Source organism: Allopontixanthobacter sp., from assembly GCF_034376665.1.
GTDB lineage: Bacteria > Pseudomonadota > Alphaproteobacteria > Sphingomonadales > Sphingomonadaceae > Allopontixanthobacter.
The window spans coordinates 1-19,522 of record NZ_JAXMJI010000091.1 but is presented as its reverse complement, the minus strand read 5'-3'; the positions used below and the strand labels follow the sequence as shown (position 1 = coordinate 19,522).

Sequence of the window (19,522 nt, the reverse complement as noted above, 5' to 3'; positions counted from 1 at the left end):
TTTTAGCCCCGCGTGCGGAACACCAAGTGATTCAGATCAAAGCGTGCTCACATGGTTCGGCTAGGGGCGCATCTCTGGATCGCGGCAGATCCTCGTGCGATGGCCGCGAACGAGGAAGTCGATATGTCTCGAGTGCGCGAAGTCACCCTCGTCGGTAAGTTAGCCGATTCACCAAGGGGGCGTGTTCGGGTAGCCGGAGGCGAGAGTGGGATCGACGAGAATGCCACCTTCCATCCCCCTAACATAGCGGTGCTCAATCCGCTCTGCCTACTATCCGTGACCATGGAGGAAGGCGGCAAGAACGCATGGTAAGTCTCGTGCCTTTCAACGACGCCTTGAAAATAGTCCTGGCGGAAGCTCGCCCGTTGCCGGCGGAGGATGTGCCGGTCACGCAAGCGCATAACCGCACCCTGGCCAAGCCGATCTTGGCCCGGATCGCCTCTCCCCGGGTCGATAGTTCCGCAATGGATGGTTACGCGGTGAGGGATCAAGATGTTGGCAGGCTTCCCGCAAAGCTCCGTGTGAGAGGCGAGAGTTTTGCTGGGACTGCACGGCCCCCTGCCATAATACCCGGTGAAGCCGTCCGTATCTTTACCGGCGCGCCTGTTCCCGACGGGGCCGACAGGGTCGTCGTCCAAGAAAATTGCACACGCGTTGATGATATGGTCGAGGTGCGGGAATACGGCACCGCCCGGCACATCCGTCCGGCCGGTTTGGATTTCGAAGAGGGTGCCGAGCTGCTAACGGCCGGCGCCCGTCTGACACCGCGAGCGCTTGTTGCAGCGGCAGGCGCCGATATCGCGGTGGTAAGCGCCGTTCGCCGCCCCCGCGTCGCGATCCTCGGCACTGGCGATGAGCTGGTCCCTCCGGGCGAGGCTCGACAGCGGCCCGGCACAATACCGGAAAGCATCTCACCCGCCATAGCCGCAATGATCGTGGAAGCTGGCGGAGAGGTTGTGCAGCGTGTCCATTTGCCCGATGAGGTCGCAGTCCTCGCTGATTGGGCACGCGATGCGCTTGTCGAAGCCGATCTGGTGGTGGTGACGGGCGGTGCCTCTGTTGGCGAGCGCGATTATGCCAAGGCCATGTTCGGCGAAATGCTGGATCTGTTGTTCAGCAAAGTGGCGATCAAACCTGGCAAGCCGGTCTGGTTTGGTCGTCTAGGCCCAAGCTTGGTTCTAGGGCTGCCGGGAAACCCCACCTCGGCGCTGGTGACGGCGCGCCTTTTCCTGGTTCCGCTGGTGAGCGGACTGGCCGGACGTTCGCCGGCCTCGGCGTTGAACTGGCAAGGAGGTATCGCCGGAGCGCCTTTCCCTGCCAACGGCAGTCGGGAAACGCTGGAACGGGCTAAATGGGTTGGCGGCAGACTGGTCCGGCTTAAGAGCCAGGATTCTAGCAGCCAGACGATGCTGGCCAATGCCGACGTGCTCGTTCGGAGAGAGGTCGGTGCACCGGAGGTTCTACCCGGCGAGACGGTGCGCTATCTCGATTTTTGAAGCTGATGTTCCGCCTCGGCGAGCGCCAGGGGATCGTTGAGATTGGCGAACGGATCCTGGTCGCCGACAGGCCATTCGACCCTTCGAGCTTCTAAAATCTCGAGAAGACCGCGCAGGGAGCGGCCGCCTTTCGCGGCATAACATTCCGCATCACCGAGTTTGGCTACCGGCCATAAAGCACAGATGGGATGAGCATTGCCGGCGCTGTAGGCGTAAGAAGGCTCGCCATTCGCTTTTTCGATCAGACGACGGGCCAGATCATCGGGAAGCCAGGGCATGTCGACCGGGATGGTCAGCACCGCGTTGAAGCCCTTGCTATCCGCCCAGGCCAGGCCGGCCATCACGCCGCCAAGCGGGCCTTCTATATCTGGCCGGTCCTCGATGATTTTAAGTTCAGGAATGCTGGAAATTTGATCATGTGAACGCAGGCCCAAAGCAACGGGAAAATCGAGCTGGTGGGCGTAATCGAGCGTGCGCGCGAGCAGTGTGCGGCCGCCAAGCAGCCGCAGGGGTTTGCCACCGTTCATGCGCCGCCCCTCTCCACCAGCGAGGATGAGCGTGACAGGTTTCATGTAAACAGCAGCTTCCCGCCTGCAATGACAAGCACGAGGGCGAGCAACCGCATGAGTATTGCCCGCGACACAACTGCCGCGCCCAATCGCGATCCAATCAGTCCTCCTGCTCCTACAGCCAACGCCAGCCACCCCAGTCCCGTTGGCAATTCGCCCAGCATCGAGACGTTCCCCGCCAGACCGGCGAGGGAATTGACGAATATAAACGCCGCGGCCACCGCAGCCGTCGTCCGCGGCTTCGCCCAACCGGTGATGAGCAGCAGCGGCGAAAGGAAGATGCCGCCACCGGTGCCGGTGAGACCAGCGAGCAGCCCAAGCGCCCCGCCAGCCGCAATCAACACAAGGCTGCGGGGCGGCTGGCTCATGGTGCGGTTGGGTTTCCAGGCGAACTGGATCGCGGCAAGTAACAGGATGACGCCGACAACCGGTCGGTAGAATTGGTCGGGCAATTGTGTCATCCCGCCGATGAAGGCGAAAGGTATCGCGGGGATGGCGACGGTGAGGAACAAGCGCCTGTCGAAATGGCCCGCGCGAGAATAGTTCGTCAGTGCGATAGCGGATACTACCAGGTTTAGCGCAAGCGCAGTCGGCCTCATTGTAGCCGGAGCGATGCCCGCAAGCGCCATTATTGCCAGATAAGCAGATGCACCACCGTGCCCGACCGAAGAGTAGAGAACGGCGGCGAGTCCCATCGCCACTGCGAGCATGACCAGGGCTTCGGGATCCATCACCCCCCGGTGACGCTCATGTGGCGGACAGTGGCAGGTTGAGTGAGATCGAACGAATGCCGCTGCGGCTTTCCTGCCAGGAGACGGTCGAGCGCCGCGTCGACCGCTTCAGGCCCGTTTTGGCGCAAAATCTCGCGAAGTTCGACTTTTTGCTCATGCCCAAGGCAGCCATACACGGTTCCGGTCGCTGCGATGCGAATGCGATTGCATCCGTCGCAGAAGTTTTGGCTCATGGGGGTAATCAGACCCAGTCGCATACCGCCTTCCCGTACATCGTAATACCGAGCCGGACCACCGCTTCGGTGAAGCGAGGGCGTCAACGTCCAGCGTTCTCGCAGCTCCGAAAGAACATCCTGTAGCGACAAATATCGTTCAGGGCGATGGTCCTCCACCTCTCCGAGTGGCATGGTCTCGATGAGGGTAAGGTCAAAGCCGCGCGCTCCGCACCAGGCGAGCATCGTGTGGAACTCGTCATCATTCACACCGGCAAGCGCCATCATGTTGATCTTAATCGCCAGGCCTGCCGACGCTGCCGTTTCGATCCCGTCTAGCACCTGATCGAGTCTTCCGCGACGGGTGATGTGCGCGAAACGTCGCGGATCTAGACTGTCGAGACTGACGTTGATCCGACGCACCCCGGCAGCAAAGAGTTGCTCGGCATTGGCTGCGAGTTGCGTACCATTCGTCGTAAGTGTGACCTCCTCAAGTCCCTCACCGACGCGCGATCCCAGCTGTTGGATCAGATACATCACGTTCCGGCGGACGAGCGGTTCACCTCCTGTCAGGCGGATTCGTTTCACGCCGCGAGCGATAAGCACATCGGCCAGTGCCACGATTTCTTCGAAGTCGAGCAGGTCGCTCCGCGGCATGAAGGTCATTCGCTCCGACATGCAATACCGGCAGCGCAGGTCGCATCGATCGGTCACCGACATCCGGACGTAGGTGATCCGCCGCCCGAAGGAATCGACCATTGCCCCCCTTGTCATATCCAGCCGATCGACATTCCTCGTGTCAGAGCGATGGGTCATCAAGTCTCGGCCTAGTGAGGATGGGAAAGTAGAGCGCGGCAAAGAGGGCGAAGCCGCCCGCCCACAGCGCAGCTGACAGATGTATCGGCCAAATTCCTTCCAGCAGCCCGATCGAGGTGAGCACGCGCACCAGCGCTCCGATGAACACCAGGGCGTATGCGAGCGTCAATCCGCGACCAGCTTGAAGAGCTCGGCCCGTGTGACCCAGGCTCGCCCGGCTCATTACCGCAAGAATCAGCAGTCCCATCGCGCCTGCGCCCAAAGCGTGGATCGCCGCCGAGCGCGAAACGATATCGAACGCCAGATGCAGCCCTAACAATGCTAGTCCCACCGGCATCCAGAGATAGGCGAGATGAAGGACCACGACGAGCGGGTCCCTGTACGTCCGCCAACCCTGCCAGCGTGACATCCGCCACAGGTGCGCGAGTCCCGCCGCAAGCAGCAACCCACCTACAGCAGTGGAAGTCGGCCAAATGAGCCAGCCCATCAGGCTGATAGCGGTCAAACCGAGGACGCGGATATCCCCCGGACCTGGCATAATTGGCATCGGCGGGGCGGCGCCTTCGCGCGTCAACCAGTTCCGCGTGAAAGCGGGGATGATCCGCCCACCTACAAGTCCGATGAGCATCACGATCAGCGAAATACCACTTCTCAGTCCGATGTCTTGATCAGTGAGAATTTCGCCGGTCTCCGCAAGATCGATCGCCGCGGATATCCCCACAAGCGAGACCAGAATGGCGATGGGCAGGTTGCGGTTGCCGGATGCAATCACCTCCCGCGCGGCAAATGCGGCTACAGCCAGAAAGAGCAGGAGTTCAAGCACCAGAGCAAGCCAGGGAGCGCCTATGCCCAGCGCGAGCGTCACGCGCACAGCCACCCACAGCGCTGCCAGTGCCGCTAGTGCTGCTCCACCGAGAAGCGGCCGACCTGTCCAATTCGCTATCGCAGTGAGAAGAAAACCGATGACAGCGGCTCCAACGAAGCCGAACAGCATCTCGTGCTGGTGCCAACCCAATGGATCGACCACTTCATCGAGGACCGGCGCGCCGGAATATGCCGCCACCCAGATGATTATCGCGGTCGCTGCCCACAGCGCGGCGAACAGGAAGAAAGGGCGGAACGCACCGCGGAGAAAGGGTGGTGGTTGGGCCATAGGCATGGCGTTAGGTTACCTAAGATTTCATTCAATGATGCAGATCAATCCGCCCTCCTTATAAAGATGGGCCCTAAGGCAGACCGACTGCTTCGGCAGGGCAGAAGCCAACATCAAACAGCGTGAAAGGACCAAACAAAAGACCATCGAACATCGGCGCTTGCAACACCGCAAGCTAGCCGCATAATATCAACCAACAGATGATCCCAGACACTCCTGTTTTAATCTGCCAACAGGCTCAAATTATCTGATGAGGGACAATCCTCGTAGTTGCACACGCGGTTTTGGCGGTAACCGCCCTGATTGAAAATCTTCGGATCTAGATGAAAGGACTTCACCGTGGCCTACACCATCAATCGAATGATCTCCGATGCAGCAATCGACGAGATCGACGCCCGCACCCGCAAGGCGCTTGCGGACCATGGCTTCGGCGTGTTGACGGAGATCGATGTCAAGGCGACGATGAAAAAGAAGATCGGTGTCGAGATGCCCGCCTACCGCATCCTCGGCGCGTGCAATCCGAAGATGGCCTATCAGGCGATCGGTATCGAGCCGCGGGTGGGCGCTATGTTGCCCTGCAACGTTATTCTCCGGGAAGTCGAGGGCGATATCGAGGTCAGCGCCATCGATCCGGTGGCGTCGATGCAGGCAATCGAGAACGCCGAATTGACGGCTGTGGCAGGTGAAGTGCGGGAGCTTCTGGCGCAGGCCATCGACGCGATCTGATGGGAAGCACCAGCGAGAAGAAGGCATACGACTCCGTTTCTGATGTCCGCACGCGCAGTGTGAGGGGGTCGGATACGCCCGAACTGCCTGTCGTCTACTTCTCATTCGTCCTCCATTTCGTCTGGGAGTTTGTCCAGGTTCCAACCTATTCCGGCATGGCCGAGTTGCCTCATTGGGAAGCGATCAAGCTTTGCATGTCGGCAACTTTTGGCGATGTTGGTTTCGCGCTGATAGCTTTTTGGCTCGCCTCTCTGGCCGCACGAAGTCGGGACTGGATCCTTCGGCCAACGCGCTTTCCAGCTGCGATCTTTGTCGCCGTCGGGATCGCCCTGACCGTGGGGTTTGAGTATTACTACACCAATGTCAGCTTGCGCTGGACCTATTCGGATCTGATGCCGCTTGTACCGCCCTTCGGCACGGGGCTGAGCCCGCTCCTGCAATGGATCGTCATTCCGCCGATCGTGATCGGGCTAACACCTCGCCATCTCCTCGGCGCGCAGGCCATCCACGATGCCAAGGGGTCTTACAAATGACAGGTGCTGTCAGTTACCCGGTGTTAGTCTAACCACAACTTGTCTCCGAATGGCGGAGTTCTCCTTTGCCCAGCGTGGGCTCAGGCCATGAGGTTCTGCCACTCGGCGAGTGCGGCTGAAGGGGCGGTCTTGTAGCTCTGTCTGTCGGTAAGACGGCGAGCGAGGTTGAAGTGGTAGTGGATGTTGGCGTGGACCGAGGCGAACTTCAGCAGGCTCTTCATCTGCCGGTCCAGACTAGTCGTTATTCTCAGCCGATTGATTGGCAGCATGGTGCGCGGCCATCTGCGCCATCATTTCATGCATCATGGCCATGTGCTGATGATGCTGTTGCATCATCTCGGCATTTTTTCCGGACATCATCTGGGCCATTTGCGCGTGCATTTTCGCACGGTGCTCCGCCATGAGTCTTTGGCGCTCGGCAGGGTCAGCCGTAGTTTTCGCGCGCGCCATAAGCTCGTGCATTTCCTGCATGGCCTGACGATGTTGCTCCATACTGGCCGCTTGGCCACTCGAGCCGGAGGGCTCTTCGCTCCCATGCTGGTGCTGTCTTTCCTGCGCGATCACGGGAACGCCGAAAGCTGTTCCGACAACAACTGCTGCTGCCACAAGCATTTTCATTATACATCTCCTTCTCCCAAAGAACCCCTGCTGCCTTCGCGAGTTCCTGATCTTGGACCGAGCGGCAGTGGGTTTGTCCATGGTAATGGTTATGATCATCGATCCAGGTCCAGGTGTCGGAGCACAGGCGGGCCACCTTGGGCGAGAGGCCGTTCGCAGAGCACAACACGAACTCGAATTCCTAGAACTCAATTGTGGTTTAAAGCCGTGGATCTGGCCGTCTTTGATCTAGAACAATTCTTCTTGCCAGCAAATCCGCCATAAGTTCAGGATCGCACGTAAAGGACGGCGAAATAAGGAGGAGCGGTCGAGTCGGGAGCTTCTGAATCTATCCGGTCAAGCGAGGAATCGAATGGCAGGGGAAGACGCTCGGGGTGCCCCGATGCGCGGAGTGCCTCCCAGCGGATCGGGGCTGCTCTGACCGCTGCTGACCAGGATTGACGGTTGGGCTCATGTTAGAGGAGAGAAGACGATGGAAGAGACTTCATTGGGCCAAAGCATCAGGACCTGGGGTTGGACATTCAGTTCGTTCTTGCTGATCACATATTTGCTATGTGTCGCATTCGGGCTTCTCGCGCCTCGACGGTTCCACATGGTAGAAGCATGGGCTCCGCTGCTCCCGGGTTTTGAATGGCTCACCATCCGAGGGTTTCTAGCTGGAGCGCTCGGTAGCTTTCTCTACGGATGGTATGCAGCGGTTCTGCTGGTCCCGCTTCAGTTCTTTTTCACAAAACAATCTCGACGACCGAAATGACGCGGCCGGCACCGAGCGACCATATTTTCGCGAGGACCACGACATGAGTGCTTCGCTGAGTTTTTTGGGCGCAACAGGCACCGTCACGGGATCACGGTATCTCGTCGAAGCGGACAGCCGAAGGATTCTAGTCGATTGCGGGCTTTTTCAGGGATACAAGCAGCTACGGCTGCGCAATTGGAGCCCGTTTCCGGTGCCGCCCCAATCTATCGATGCGGTCCTGCTTACACACGCACACCTTGATCACTCTGGCTATCTTCCAGCGCTCGTTCGCGATGGGTTCAGAGGCAAGGTCCATTGTACAGCTGCGACCGCTGAACTTTGCGGGCTTTTGCTCCCGGACAGCGGGCACTTGCAGGAAGAGGAAGCGCGCTACGCCCAGCGGAAGCACTATTCCAAGCACAAGAACCCTCTGCCCCTGTACACCGAAGACGATGCGAAACGCGCGCTCCAGCACCTCGAAGTGATCAGCTTCGATCGCGCTCTGGAGATCGGTGAGAGCCTGGAGGCACGCTTCCTGCCCGCAGGTCACCTGCTGGGTGCGGCGCAGATTAGTTTGCAGGTGGGATCTCGAAGCATTCACTTCACTGGCGATCTCGGCCGGAAGGCAGACCCCTTGATGCGAGAACCGACAAGCTTCGAAGGCGCCGACATTCTGGTTTGTGAATCAACTTACGGAAATCGCAAGCACCAGACGGTCGACGCCGAGCGGGAACTTGCAAGCATCATAAACCGCGTCGTCCGCCGCGGCGGGGCGATCATCATACCAGCTTTTGCGGTGGGGCGAATCCAGGGAGTGATGCTGCAAATCGCACGGCTGCGCCAAAGCGGGGCCATTCCTTACATCCCCGTCTTTCTCAACAGTCCGATGGGAATCAGCGCAACCGATATCTACCACCGATTCCACAACGAGCACCACGTCTCCCGGGAAGAATGTGAGGCGATGAACGAGGTCGCGGAACGAGTTCGAACCGTTGAGGAATCGAAAGATCTGAACCGTCGCCAAGGTCCCTTTATCGTCGTCTCGGCGAGCGGAATGCTGACTGGCGGTCGGGTGCTGCATCATCTTGCCAGCTTCGGCCCTGATCCCAAAAACGCAATCGTCCTGAGCGGCTTTCAAGCAGGCGGCACCCGCGGCGCGGCGCTCGTCAGGGGCGAGCGGAACCTGCGCATTTTCGGTCGCGAGGTTGAGATCAAGGCCGAAGTTGTCGAGCTGGGAAGCCTGTCGGGCCACGCCGACGCCGACGAACTGATTGGCTGGATGCGTAACGCCCCGCCCCCCGAGATGACCTACGTCACCCACGGCGAGCCAGAAAGTGCAGACGCCTTACGCTTTCGTATCGAGCACGAACTTGGGTGGGCTGCGCGGGTGCCAGAACACTTGGAGCGGGTCAGCCTGGACGCTCCTCAATGACGGAAACAGTTCATTCCCTTTCACTGCTGCGAGCCGGCATCGATACCTACCAGCAACCTGTCGTCTACATGCGAGAAGACTGCGATCTGTGCCGCGCCGAGGGGTTCTCCGTTCAGACACAAATCGGGGTCACTCTGCGCGAACGTTCCATCGTCGCCACGCTTAACGTGATCACCCGAGCGGACTGGCTATCGACCGACACCGCCGGGTTGAGTGACGCTGCGTGGCAGGCGCTGGACGCCCAAGAGGGCGACGTTGCCACCTTCTTTCATCCAGAGCCCCCTGCGGCTGCGGCAGTCATCCGCGGGAAAGTGTACGGAAAACGGCTGGACGATGCAGCATGCCGGACGATAGTGGCCGACACACTCGACCATCGGCTGTCCGACATCGATTTGGCCGCCTTCATCACTTCATGCGCCGGAGATCGTCTCGACCTTGACGAAACGATCGCCCTCACCCGGGCGATGAAGGAAGCAGGTCAGACGCTGGACTGGGGTCACAGTCCCGTTCTTGACAAGCATTGCGTCGGCGGTCTGCCGGGCAATCGCACCACGCCGATCGTGGTGGCCATAGCCGCCGCTGCCGGCTTCCGCGTCCCGAAGACCTCCAGCAGGGCCATCACCTCGCCAGCCGGCACGGCCGACACGATGGAGGTGATGACACCTGTTGCGCTTGACCTCGCGGCCATGCGCCGCGTCGTCGAACACGAGGGTGGCTGTCTCGTCTGGGGCGGCAAACTCGACCTCAGCCCAGCCGACGATCTTCTAATCAGGATCGAACGACCGCTGGATTTCGACAGCGACGGTCAGCTCGTGGCGAGCGTACTCTCGAAGAAAGCTGCTGCAGGTTCGTCGCACGTGCTCATTGACATGCCGGTCGGACCAACAGCCGAAATCCGCTCATCCGCAGCTGCCCGCGCCCTTTCGGAGCGTCTGCGCGCCGTAGCCGATGCTTTGGGACTGGCCCTCTTCGTTCACCAAAGCGACGGTTCTGCACCGGTGGGCAGGGGGATTGGACCTGCGCTAGAGGCTTGCGATCTGCTCGCGGTGCTGCGTCGGGACCGGAACGCACCGCTCGACCTCCGTGAGCGTGCTCTCGATTTGGCCGGAGCATTGCTGGACCTTGCCGGTTCCGGACATCGGGGTGGCCGCTCTCAGGCGGTCGAACTGCTCGACAGCGGTGCAGCCGAGCGCAAGTTCGCTGCCATCTGCGAAGCCCAAGGTGGGTTTTCGGAGCCCGGTTGTGCGCCACATCGCCTGCCGATGATCGCGACCACCGCTGGCCGCGTCGGAGCCTGGGATAACCGCCGCATCAGCAAGATTGCCAAACTAGCCGGCGCGCCGAACCGCAGAACCGCAGGCGTGCTGCTCCGTACGAGGCCAGGAGAGTGGGTGGAACGCGGCGATCCCTTGTACGAAATCCACGCCGAAAGCCGGGGCGAGCTCGCGTGGGCGAGAGATTTCGCGCTGGCTGGCCCCGAACCTGTCGCAATCGAGGGGGGGTCATGAACGGCGTCCTCGCCGTGTTTCCGGAAATGACCGCCTTGGGGCGGAAAATCGCAGAAGTTGCCGGCCTCGACCTTGCTCCGATAGAGCTGCATCGCTTTCCCGACGGCGAATGTCTGGTCACCTTGCCCGAGACGCAGCTATCAGATCGTGACGTGGCAATCCTGGCGACCTTGCGCAATCCAGATGCGCTTGCCCTTGCCCTGCGCTTCGCTGCTGAAACGGCGCGCGAATTCGGGGCCCGCAGTGTGGGGCTTGCCGCCCCTTACCTCGCCTACATGCGACAGGATAGACGCTTCGCCCCCGGGCAAGCCATCAGTGCGCCAGTTTTTGCTCGGTACCTTGAGGAAAGCTTCGACTGGCTGGTCACCGTAGATCCCCACTTGCACCGGATCGCCAAACTAGACGATCTCTTTGCAATACCGTGCAGGCGGGTGGTTACAGCACCGGTCATTGCCGGCTGGATTCAGGACAACATTCCCGATGCTGTGCTTGTCGGGCCGGACAGCGAAAGCGAGCAGTGGGTTGCGGAGGTGGCCGGTCTGGCCCGGCGTCCGTACGAAGTGCTGACAAAGCATCGGTTCGGCGATCGCGACGTCGAGGTCAGCATTCCGCAAAGTGCGGCACTTGCCGGCGGAACCCCGGTGATCATCGACGACATCGCTTCATCCGGCAGAACGATGATACAAGCCGTTTCACGTCTGCTGAAAGCTGGATCGCGTCCGCCCGTGTGCGTTGTCATCCATGCTGTCTTCGCTGGCGATGCGGAGGCAGACATCATCGCCGCGGGAGCCGCGCGCCTCGTCACGACGGACAGCATTCCGCATGCTTCGAACGATGTCGAACTGGCTGTTCCACTGGCCGATGCAATCACTTCGCTGCTGCATCCGGCCGAGCGCCCGGATGACCGGCCGCGAGCAGGAACTTAAAACGTACATGTCATGAACGATCAATTGGGGCACACAGCGGAAAACGGCCTTGATCAAGTGCCCCATACCTGCCCGACGCATCTTGCCGACATGGTGAAACAGACCACCCCAGGAGCTATCAAAGCACTGCACCGGCTCGGCATCCGGATCATTATGGCGACAGGCGACACTGAACGGACCGCCCGCGCTGTCGCCGGTCGGCTCGGAATCGACGACATCCGTGCAGACGTCCTTCCGCAAGACAAGGTGCGGGTAATCGCGGAGCTATAGGAGCAGGGTCACAAGGTCGCGATGGGGGGGGGACGGCGTCAACGATGCACCGGCCCCCTCGCACAGGCCCACGTTGGGAAAGCTCGCGGCGGAGACGTTCGACAAGGACTTGTCGAAGCTGTCTTGCTGCGCGGGCTAACGCTTGCTGACTAATTCTGCTGACAAATATCCGGGCACCCCCAGATCGGCAATTACGACAATCGGAGCGCGTAGACGGGGCGCCAATGAGGGCTAGAATGCGATATTGCTCGCATTCCCCAAAACCTGCCAGGGCGCCGCCCTGATGGCGAATTCCGACAATGCTAAGCCGCTGATGTACGAGGTCCAACGCGCCATCGCTGACGCCGGACCCGATGGCGTCCGCGACGCAGCCCAGCACTGCGTTCACGCGCGCAATCCTCGAGCGCTTCGTCGGCACCTACCAACTTACTGAAATTAATGTGCCGCCTTTCCGGATCGTGCAAGACGGTGCCAGCGGCCTGACCTTCGTTCGCGGCGACGGCCATGCCGAACCGCTCCTCGCCTCGCCGGACGGCCTGTTCGCGCCGGACAGCGGCGTCCTTATTCGCGCCGTGGCGCCGGGGGTCGGACCAGCCGAGACAATCACCTATGGCCGGATCAGCGGGCGCGGGCCCGTGGAGGCGCGGCGAGTCGTGAACGCTCGATCAACGCTGAGTGTCGGCAACTCCCAGTGTCCGCAATGGGAGTGTGCCGCTTAATCACCAATCGCAGCCGCTTGGCGGCATCCAACTGACGTCCGCTTTCGCGAGTTTCAAAATCGGTTTCCGATGGCCGAAAGGAGGGCGCATTGCCCACGACAAGAAGTGGCGGCAACGTTGTCGTGTCCGGAACGGCAAGTTTTTTGCGCCTGTGGCGATTAGCTGCCTTTCGGCACGACCGAGGGCAGCGTGGCGGCAACCGCCGACAAAGCGGCCGTCTAACAGCCAACATCGCTCACCCAAAACCGGCCGTACCTCCATGCAGGAACATTGGGCTACAAATGGCAACTATTAGGGGGTGTCCGGGGCGTTCAGCGGCACAAAGGTCATGGAAAACCGACATTCCGCTATCTTGGGCGTAACCTTGAACAGCTGGAATCAGGGAGCGACTATCCCGCGATCAACTGTTCGAACTGCTTTCGCCCTGTTGCCGAGAAGATGACCGCGCGGGAGTCGACGGCTCGCCTTGCCCAATTCCGGTGTAAAATCTGGTCAAATATCGCCCTCCCCAAACTGCCCGAAAGGTGCGACCTTCGCTCACTCCAGTCCAGACATTCACGGCACATGGGGCTGCGCTTCGCGGAGAGACCGGCGACGTCTATTCCAAAGGACTCGGCGAAAAACAGGCCGCTCTCGGTCAGCGTGAGGCCGTCTGTCTGCAATTCGATACAGCCGCGCCGGATCAGTTGGTCGAACAGGCGGGTTGCCAGATGTCCCGCTAGATGGTTGTAGCAGACGCGCGCCTCGCGCAGCAGCGTGTCCTTAGGGCCTGTCCGCGTGCGGGTATGGCCCGTAGTTTCCGCAAGTTCCATTAGAACTTCGAGCGACCGGGCAACACCCTCATCGGCGAGCGCGAAGTAGCGATGCCGCCCTTGTCGACGAATCCGAATAAGTCGCCCATCTTCGAGCTTGCGCAAGTGTGAACTCGCCGTCTGTGGCGTGACCCCGGCTTCGTTTGCTAGCTCGGTAGCCGTCAGGGCCTTACCAGACATGAGCGCAGTTAACATGTTCGCCCTGCTGGGATCAGCGATCAGCGTCGCAAGGCGGGAGATGTCGGGGCCTTCTTTCATACTTCGATCAATACCGAAGCATTGCGGTTTGGCCAAGCGATATGAAGTGACCCCCCGAAGAGGAGTTTCCCATGCTGACCTGTGTTATCCGTTACCATATCGTTCCAACCAAGCGAGACCTGTTCTGCGACTATGCGAAGAACTGGGGTCAAGCGATCCCGCGCTGCGGGGCAGACTTGATCGGCTACTTCGCGCCTCAAGAAGGCTCGAGCACACTGGCTTATGGTATCTACAACATTGAAAGTCTTGCAGCCTACGAGGCCTACCGGGGGCGCTTAGCTGCCGATCCGCTCGGACGGGAGAACTACGAGTTTGCCCAGCGCGAGAAGTTTCTTCTTCGCGAAGACCGCACTTTCCTCAAGCTGGTCTCTTCACCACATGTGGTGATGGCATGATCGCGGTCATCTTCGAGGTGGAGCCAGCGGCGGGTCTGTATGACGTTTATCTCGATATTGCAGCAGATCTCCGGCCGCTTTTGGAGAAGATCGAGGGCTTCATATCTGTCGAGCGGTTCCAGAGCCTGAGCAATCCGGGTAAGCTCGTATCGCTTTCCTTTTTGCCGATGAGAGCGCAGTGCAGCGCTGGCGCGAAACGGAGGAGCATCGGTCAGCCCAGTCTGCCGGAAAAACTGGCGTTTTCGCGCACTATCGCTTGCGTGTTGCGCACGTGCTCCGAGATTACTCACTCCGCGATCGAAGGCAGGCTCCGGAATGCCCGTTCTCAGGATGACTAGCCGATCGGCTTAACCGACAGCAGTGTGTCAGCTCCCCCCGACAAAGCGGACGTTGGCATCGCGTGGCTGGGCCGTCGAAACCGGCCGTTCATTAATGCGATAAGTTAAGGCGTCTTCGGGGCGGGAGCGGACTGGCAAGCTCGGGAAAACCTCACGAAAACAGCCATTCCTTTATCAACGTCATTGCTGATTTTTGCGATTCGGTAGACAAGTGGCAGATGGCGCATCCAGAACACCACAACATCCCCTTTGGAGAAGCCGTAAAGGTCTGGGCGCGCATCGCGGCTTTATCGTTTGGAGGCCCCGCCGGTCAGATTGCGGTGATGCACCGGATCTTAGTCGAGGAGAAGAAATGGATCGGGGAGGAGCGCTTCCTTCACGCCCTCAACTATTGCATGCTCTTGCCCGGTCCCGAAGCCCAGCAACTCGCGACCTACATCGGATGGCTCCTTCACAAGACCAAGGGCGGCATCTTGGCAGGCACCCTGTTCGTTCTTCCCGGCTTCCTGGCTATCATGGTGCTGTCGTGGCTTTATGCCCTCTATGGCAACCTTGGAGCAATCGAGGCGCTCTTTGTTGGCTTGAAGGCCGCCGTGCTTGCAATTGTGTTTTCGGCCGTTCGCCGGATCGGCAGCAAGGCGCTCAGGAACCCGGCAATGTGGGTGGTTGCTGCTAGTGCTTTCATTGCAATCTTCTTCTTGTCGGTGCCGTTTCCGATCATCATCGTGGTCGCCGCCTTGGTTGGCTACCTTGGTGGCAAAAGCGGCCTCAAGGCATTCGAGGCAAGTGGCGGACATGGCAGCTTGGGCGGCACGGCGGTAGCAGACCGGGACACAGCACTCGGGGACCATATTCCCGATCACGCTCGTCCCAGCCTGGGGTGGAGCCTTCGCATTTCGGCCGTGTTTCTCGTTCTGTGGCTCGCACCTGTCGCCGCATTGCTGATGATTGTGCCGGACAGTGTTTTCACCGAAATCGCGACGTTCTTTTCAAAGATGGCGGTGGTAACCTTCGGCGGTGCTTACGCGGTGCTGGCCTATGTCGCTCAGGAGGCGGTGGAGAACTACGGCTGGCTTCAGCCTGGAGAGATGCTCGACGGACTCGGGATGGCAGAAACCACTCCGGGGCCGCTGATCATGGTGACGCAGTTCGTGGGCTTCATGGGCGCTGCACGTAACGCTGGGGGGCTGGACCCACTCGTTGCCGGCACACTGGCAGCCGTGCTGACCACCTGGGTCACCTTCGTGCCCTGTTTCCTCTGGATCTTCCTTGGCGCTCCGTTTGCTGAGCGGATGCGAGGAAATGTGGCGCTCTCGTCGGCGATGACGGCGATAACGGCTGCCGTTGTCGGCGTGGTTCTGAACCTGGCGGTCTGGTTTGCGCTGCACACGATCTTCGAGGAGGTCTTCGAGTTCCGCGCTGCACCTCTCCGTTTCGATTTGCCAGTCCTGAGCAGCCTCAGCTTGCCAGCGCTCTTGCTGACAGTGGCAGCAATGGTAGCAATGTTCCGTTTCAAGGCTGGTGCCCTGACGGTGATCGCGGCATGTGGAGTTGCCGGCCTTGTCCTCGGTGTCGCGCCGCTCTGAACGCTGTACTGATTGAGCACTTCCGCTGCCATAGTCGACGTTGACCGCCTCAGGTCGGATCCAAGACATCCCCGCACACGATCTGCTATTAAAATTTAAGTTTTCGGTGACGGACGCCTGCTGGAGTCTCAGCAAAAGGACAAGACCATGTTCCAGAAAATTGTACTGGCCTTCGATGGCGGTGAAGAATCGGTAGCAGCGCTGCATCAAGCTACGGACCTTGCGCGTCTCTGTGACGCAGAACTCATCCTGATCGGCGTTGTTGAAAGCATTCCGAGTGCTGCGCTTACTGAGCCATACCCACAACACGCCTTCTTGACCGCGAAGCGCAGCAGCATGGCACAGATGCTACTCACTGAAGCAGAGAGACTTGGAGATCGAGGTCTGAAGGTGGTCACCGAAATTCTGGAAGGTGATCCGGCCAACGAAATCGCCACTTATGCGAAGCGAATTGATGCCGACGTTGTGGTGATCGGCTATGCATACAAGGGTTTCCTAGTTCGCTGGCTTGAAGGCTCGACGGGAGCCAAATTAATCCGTGATCTGCCATGCAGCCTACTTATTGCCACAGAAAGGTAAGCGCCAGACTGGCACTTTGGCGTAGCAAGAGTAACCGTTTTTCGGCCAAGGATTGGCTCATACGATCAGCTTGCGGATTGGATCCTTGTGAACGGCGCTGGAGTCCTTGTGAAAGACACGCCATAGACATCCGGTGGTGCCCATTCTCCTGAAAGATTTCCTCACCGATTACTCCGCCCTGATCGGGCTTGGAGTGCTGGTCGCGGTGTTTGTTGCTTTTGCGACCGAAAGGCGCCCGCCGGTGGTGATCGCGGTTCTTGGCGGCCTAACCATGATGCTGCTCGGGTTCCTGCCTGTGGACGAAGCCCTGGGCGTATTCGCAAATCCCGCACCGATCACGATTGCCGCCATGTTCATACTCTCGGGCGCGTTGCTAAGGACCGGCGCTCTCGAAGAAATATCCGGCTGGATTATCCGCCGGACGCTTCGCAAACCCCGACTGGCTGTCGCCGAAATTGGCGGTGGCACGATGCTGGCGTCTGCTTTCATGAATAACACGCCCGTTGTTATCGTCATGATCCCGATCGTCCAGCGGCTGGCGCGGGTTCTGGGCGTGGCTGCAACGCGGCTCCTAATACCGTTGTCCTACATCTCGATCCTCGGCGGCACCCTGACTTTGATCGGCACGTCCACCAATCTCCTGGTGGACGGGGTGGCGCAGGATCAGGGGCTCGAGGCGTTTGGGATTTTCGAAATGACCGCTGTCGGTCTCGTGACGGCAACAGCTGGCGTTGCCCTGCTGGCTGTCCTTGGCCGGTTCCTGCTCCCCGACCGGCCGGCCCATGCGCTGGATGAACAAGGCGAAAGTGATACTTACCTTTCGCACCTGACGCTGGAGGGGACGAGCGTTCTTGCCGGCAAGAAATTTTCAGAGATCGGAATATTCAGAAGGCCGGGTCTGCGGGTGGTTGGCTTCCAGAATGGGCGGACGATCGAACGCCGCGGGTTCGAAAACCGGGTGATGAAGCCAGGCGATCAGCTCATCGTAGCGGCAAGTCCCGCCGAACTGGCTTCTCTTGCCGAGGCCTATGATTTTCGAACTGGCCTGACCGGGGTGGGCGGCGGGATCGCGACAGCCGGACCCGATCGGCCAGACGATCTGAAGCTGATCGAAGCGGTGATCGGGCCCTCGCACCCGGTAATTGGCCGTAGACTGGCGGAGATACCCCTTCTGTCCCGATTGACCTGCAGGGTCCTCGGGCTTTCCCGGCCCCGGCACCTCGCTGGTCCCGATCTCGCCAATGTCCGGGTTCGCGCGGGCGACCGCCTGTTGATCGCAGCAGGCAATGATGGCGCGCAAGCGCTGCAGGCCAATGTCGGTCTCGCGGATGTGAGCGAAGCACCGGTCCGGGCGTTCCGCCGGATTCGCGCGCCCATCGCCCTTGCAACGCTTGCAGGCGTCGTAATTCTCGCGGCGCTGTTTGGCTTCCCGATCGAAGGGTTGGCGCTTGCGGGCGTGGGAGTGGTCCTGCTGACCCGGTGCATCGAGCCGGAAGAAGCCTGGGGCTCGCTGGACGGAAGCACACTGGTGCTGATCTTCGGGATGCTTGCCTTCGGCAAGGGGCTGGAGAATGCAGGCACGGTGCAGTTGATCGTTGACGCGCTTCAGCCGGCCTTCGCCGCGGCGTCGCCGCTCATGCTGCTGATTGCCATTTACGCAGTGACGAGCCTCCTCACCGAGACGGTGACAAATAACGCCGTTGCCGTGATCATGACGCCTATCGCCATCGGCCTGGCGAACGCGCTTGGGATTGATCCTCGCCAGTTGGTCCTAGCCGTGATGTTTGCCGCCAGTGCGAGCTTCGCCACGCCGATCGGGTACCAGACGAACACGCTTGTTTACGGCGCGGCCAATTACCGCTTCATGGACTTCGCGAAGATCGGTGTTCCCATGAACATTGCGGTGGGCATCGCAAGCTGCATCGCGATCAGCGTCTTGATGTAAGCGCCCACAGGCCGATTAGTTGGCTCTCAGTTCGTTTTCGGGCTTTGGGCGCATAGAACGTAGTGGACGCATCCGCGGTTCCTCCAGATCAAGCAGGAATTGCTGGAGCAGGAAACGTCCGAACGGCCAATCACCGATACGGGAATCGGCGTTGATATGGCCCAGCCAGCCTGCGTTGACGAAGCGGCTACCCCACAGCCTTGCCATTTTTCGCGAGTGGCCGAACGAGGCATAGGGATCGTCCTCGCTTGCCACGAGGACAGATGGGAATCGCAGGCGGTCACGCACCAAGGGCGCGAATGCGCAAAGACGGCTGTCGAACGGCGTTCCTTCCAGGTTGGGCGGGGCCACCAGCAGCGCGCCAATGACCCGGCCGGTTGGTTTCTTCTCGAGCGTGTTCCACCAGGCGACAGCGTGGCAGCCGAGACTGTGGGCGATAAGAACTACCGGCCGTCGCGCCGCGACAATTGCGGCATTCAGTTTCGTTACCCAGCTGTTGCGATGGGGACGGTGCCACATGCCCAGTTCGGCCCTGTGGCAGCTTTCCAGATCATGCTCCCAAAGCGTCTGCCAGTGTTCCGGTCCGCTGTTGTCGATTCCTGGCACCGTCAACAGCAGGGGGCCGGGATCTGTCTTGGTTGGCGTTTGCCGCATGAAATCTCCACATCGCATAATCCCTACTAATATAGTAGGTAATTAGCCATGCAAGGTCGAATCGTCTTGGCAGGTTCACGAAGTGGGTTGAGGGGATCAGATGACCCCTGCTATCCGCACCACGATCCACGCGGCGGGCAGGAACAGCGCCTGCGCAAGCAATGTACCGAATATCCGGCTAGCGGAAAGCCAGACAATCGTCCGGCGGAACTCTGCTTCTCCCACCGTGCCGGCAACGACATCGTCGGTCATTACGGAGAGCTGGGGATCGATGAGCACGAACAGCAACAAGGTCGCCACGCCGTTTACGACTGCAGACAGCTGGGCTGCTGTGACCCGGTACTCGGGGAAAAGATATCCCGCATAGAGGGATGCCACGACCCCGACGGTCAGTAATGCCTGCGCCAACACATTCAGGACGATAATCCGCGTAGGCAGACCTTTCGGCTTAGACAAACCGGAAACATTGGCCAGCCTCGGTATCGTACTTGTTCGCCGGATATAACCCAG

Annotated in this window: 22 protein-coding genes and 1 pseudogene; 14 read left to right on the top strand and 9 right to left on the bottom strand. The window is 60.0% G+C overall.

What is annotated here, in order from left to right:
• Positions 1-305 precede the first annotated feature (305 nt).
• Positions 306-1,496, top strand: a complete 1,191-nt coding sequence (locus tag U0988_RS09845; RefSeq protein ID WP_322292450.1) for a molybdopterin molybdotransferase MoeA — start codon at positions 306-308, stop codon at positions 1,494-1,496.
• Here U0988_RS09845 and mobA read toward each other — a convergent pair.
• Genes mobA through U0988_RS09825 form a run of 4 tightly spaced genes read right to left on the bottom strand, consistent with a single transcriptional unit; the run spans position 1,481 to position 4,977 of the window.
• Positions 1,481-2,068 carry a molybdenum cofactor guanylyltransferase gene (gene mobA, locus U0988_RS09840; protein ID WP_322292449.1) on the bottom strand — a complete coding sequence of 196 codons (588 nt, stop codon included), beginning with the start codon at positions 2,066-2,068 and terminating at the stop codon, positions 1,481-1,483. The two genes, U0988_RS09845 and mobA, sit on opposite strands and share 16 nt — an antisense overlap.
• The gene (locus tag U0988_RS09835; protein WP_322292448.1) at positions 2,065-2,796 is read right to left on the bottom strand and encodes a sulfite exporter TauE/SafE family protein; all 732 of its coding nucleotides are present in this window, start codon (positions 2,794-2,796) and stop codon (positions 2,065-2,067) included. The genes mobA and U0988_RS09835 overlap by 4 nt, the downstream gene beginning before the upstream one ends.
• Positions 2,796-3,767: a GTP 3',8-cyclase MoaA gene (gene moaA / locus U0988_RS09830; protein WP_322292447.1), complete on the bottom strand. Its 972-nt coding sequence runs from the start codon at positions 3,765-3,767 to the stop codon at positions 2,796-2,798. The genes U0988_RS09835 and moaA overlap by 1 nt, the downstream gene beginning before the upstream one ends.
• A gap of 40 nt (positions 3,768-3,807) precedes the next feature.
• Complete coding sequence (locus tag U0988_RS09825) at positions 3,808-4,977, bottom strand: NnrS family protein (protein ID WP_322292446.1); 1,170 nt, start codon at positions 4,975-4,977, stop codon at positions 3,808-3,810.
• Between the two features lie 91 nt (positions 4,978-5,068).
• Here U0988_RS09825 and U0988_RS09820 point away from each other — a divergent pair.
• The 3 genes and pseudogenes from U0988_RS09820 to U0988_RS09810 all read left to right on the top strand — a co-directional run.
• Positions 5,069-5,164: pseudogene (locus U0988_RS09820) on the top strand (pyruvate, phosphate dikinase); the annotation flags it as partial.
• Positions 5,165-5,316: 152 nt separating this feature from the next.
• On the top strand, positions 5,317-5,703 hold the full coding sequence (locus tag U0988_RS09815; RefSeq protein ID WP_322292445.1) for a DUF302 domain-containing protein: 387 nt from the start codon (positions 5,317-5,319) through the stop codon (positions 5,701-5,703).
• The gene (locus U0988_RS09810; RefSeq protein ID WP_322292444.1) at positions 5,703-6,236 is read left to right on the top strand and encodes a hypothetical protein; all 534 of its coding nucleotides are present in this window, start codon (positions 5,703-5,705) and stop codon (positions 6,234-6,236) included. The genes U0988_RS09815 and U0988_RS09810 overlap by 1 nt, the downstream gene beginning before the upstream one ends.
• Before the next feature lie 80 nt (positions 6,237-6,316).
• Here the strand turns inward: U0988_RS09810 and U0988_RS09805 are convergent, their stop codons facing one another.
• On the bottom strand, positions 6,317-6,457 hold the full coding sequence (locus tag U0988_RS09805; protein WP_322292443.1) for a hypothetical protein: 141 nt from the start codon (positions 6,455-6,457) through the stop codon (positions 6,317-6,319).
• 13 nt (positions 6,458-6,470) lie between these two features.
• Positions 6,471-6,854: a hypothetical protein gene (locus U0988_RS09800; protein WP_322292442.1), complete on the bottom strand. Its 384-nt coding sequence runs from the start codon at positions 6,852-6,854 to the stop codon at positions 6,471-6,473.
• A gap of 797 nt (positions 6,855-7,651) precedes the next feature.
• On the opposite strand from U0988_RS09800, the gene U0988_RS09795 reads away from it, so the two are divergent.
• The 5 genes from U0988_RS09795 (at position 7,652) to U0988_RS09775 (ending at position 12,445) form a co-directional block, all read left to right on the top strand.
• Entirely contained in the window at positions 7,652-9,022 is a 1,371-nt protein-coding gene (locus U0988_RS09795) for an MBL fold metallo-hydrolase (RefSeq protein WP_322292441.1), read from the top strand.
• On the top strand, positions 9,019-10,530 hold the full coding sequence (locus U0988_RS09790) for a thymidine phosphorylase family protein (RefSeq protein ID WP_322292440.1): 1,512 nt from the start codon (positions 9,019-9,021) through the stop codon (positions 10,528-10,530). Before U0988_RS09795 ends, U0988_RS09790 begins: the two co-directional genes overlap by 4 nt.
• On the top strand, positions 10,527-11,456 hold the full coding sequence (locus U0988_RS09785; protein ID WP_322292439.1) for a ribose-phosphate diphosphokinase: 930 nt from the start codon (positions 10,527-10,529) through the stop codon (positions 11,454-11,456). The genes U0988_RS09790 and U0988_RS09785 overlap by 4 nt, the downstream gene beginning before the upstream one ends.
• Positions 11,457-11,468: 12 nt before the next feature.
• Positions 11,469-11,726, top strand: a complete 258-nt coding sequence (locus U0988_RS09780; RefSeq protein ID WP_322292438.1) for an HAD family hydrolase — start codon at positions 11,469-11,471, stop codon at positions 11,724-11,726.
• A 353-nt stretch (positions 11,727-12,079) separates the two neighbouring features.
• Positions 12,080-12,445, top strand: coding sequence for a hypothetical protein (locus tag U0988_RS09775; RefSeq protein ID WP_322292437.1), 366 nt, complete (start codon positions 12,080-12,082; stop codon positions 12,443-12,445).
• 389 nt (positions 12,446-12,834) lie between these two features.
• On the opposite strand, the gene U0988_RS09770 is transcribed toward U0988_RS09775, so the two are convergent.
• Complete coding sequence (locus U0988_RS09770) at positions 12,835-13,515, bottom strand: winged helix-turn-helix domain-containing protein (RefSeq protein ID WP_322292436.1); 681 nt, start codon at positions 13,513-13,515, stop codon at positions 12,835-12,837.
• Positions 13,516-13,586: 71 nt separating this feature from the next.
• Between U0988_RS09770 and U0988_RS09765 the strand changes: the two genes are divergently transcribed.
• The 5 genes from U0988_RS09765 (at position 13,587) to U0988_RS09745 (ending at position 18,358) form a co-directional block, all read left to right on the top strand.
• Positions 13,587-13,910, top strand: a complete 324-nt coding sequence (locus U0988_RS09765) for an NIPSNAP family protein (protein WP_322292435.1) — start codon at positions 13,587-13,589, stop codon at positions 13,908-13,910.
• Complete coding sequence (locus tag U0988_RS09760; protein WP_322292434.1) at positions 13,907-14,248, top strand: antibiotic biosynthesis monooxygenase family protein; 342 nt, start codon at positions 13,907-13,909, stop codon at positions 14,246-14,248. Before U0988_RS09765 ends, U0988_RS09760 begins: the two co-directional genes overlap by 4 nt.
• Positions 14,249-14,466: 218 nt before the next feature.
• Positions 14,467-15,834 carry a chromate efflux transporter gene (chrA, locus tag U0988_RS09755; protein WP_322292433.1) on the top strand — a complete coding sequence of 456 codons (1,368 nt, stop codon included), beginning with the start codon at positions 14,467-14,469 and terminating at the stop codon, positions 15,832-15,834.
• A 147-nt stretch (positions 15,835-15,981) separates the two neighbouring features.
• Positions 15,982-16,413 carry a universal stress protein gene (locus U0988_RS09750; RefSeq protein ID WP_322292432.1) on the top strand — a complete coding sequence of 144 codons (432 nt, stop codon included), beginning with the start codon at positions 15,982-15,984 and terminating at the stop codon, positions 16,411-16,413.
• A gap of 133 nt (positions 16,414-16,546) precedes the next feature.
• Positions 16,547-18,358, top strand: coding sequence for an SLC13 family permease (locus tag U0988_RS09745; protein WP_322292431.1), 1,812 nt, complete (start codon positions 16,547-16,549; stop codon positions 18,356-18,358).
• A gap of 15 nt (positions 18,359-18,373) precedes the next feature.
• Here the strand turns inward: U0988_RS09745 and U0988_RS09740 are convergent, their stop codons facing one another.
• On the bottom strand, positions 18,374-19,012 hold the full coding sequence (locus U0988_RS09740) for an alpha/beta hydrolase (RefSeq protein WP_322292430.1): 639 nt from the start codon (positions 19,010-19,012) through the stop codon (positions 18,374-18,376).
• 96 nt (positions 19,013-19,108) lie between these two features.
• Positions 19,109-19,522 (bottom strand): lipid II flippase family protein (locus U0988_RS09735; RefSeq protein WP_322292429.1); only part of this gene is annotated, 414 nt, incomplete at its 5' end.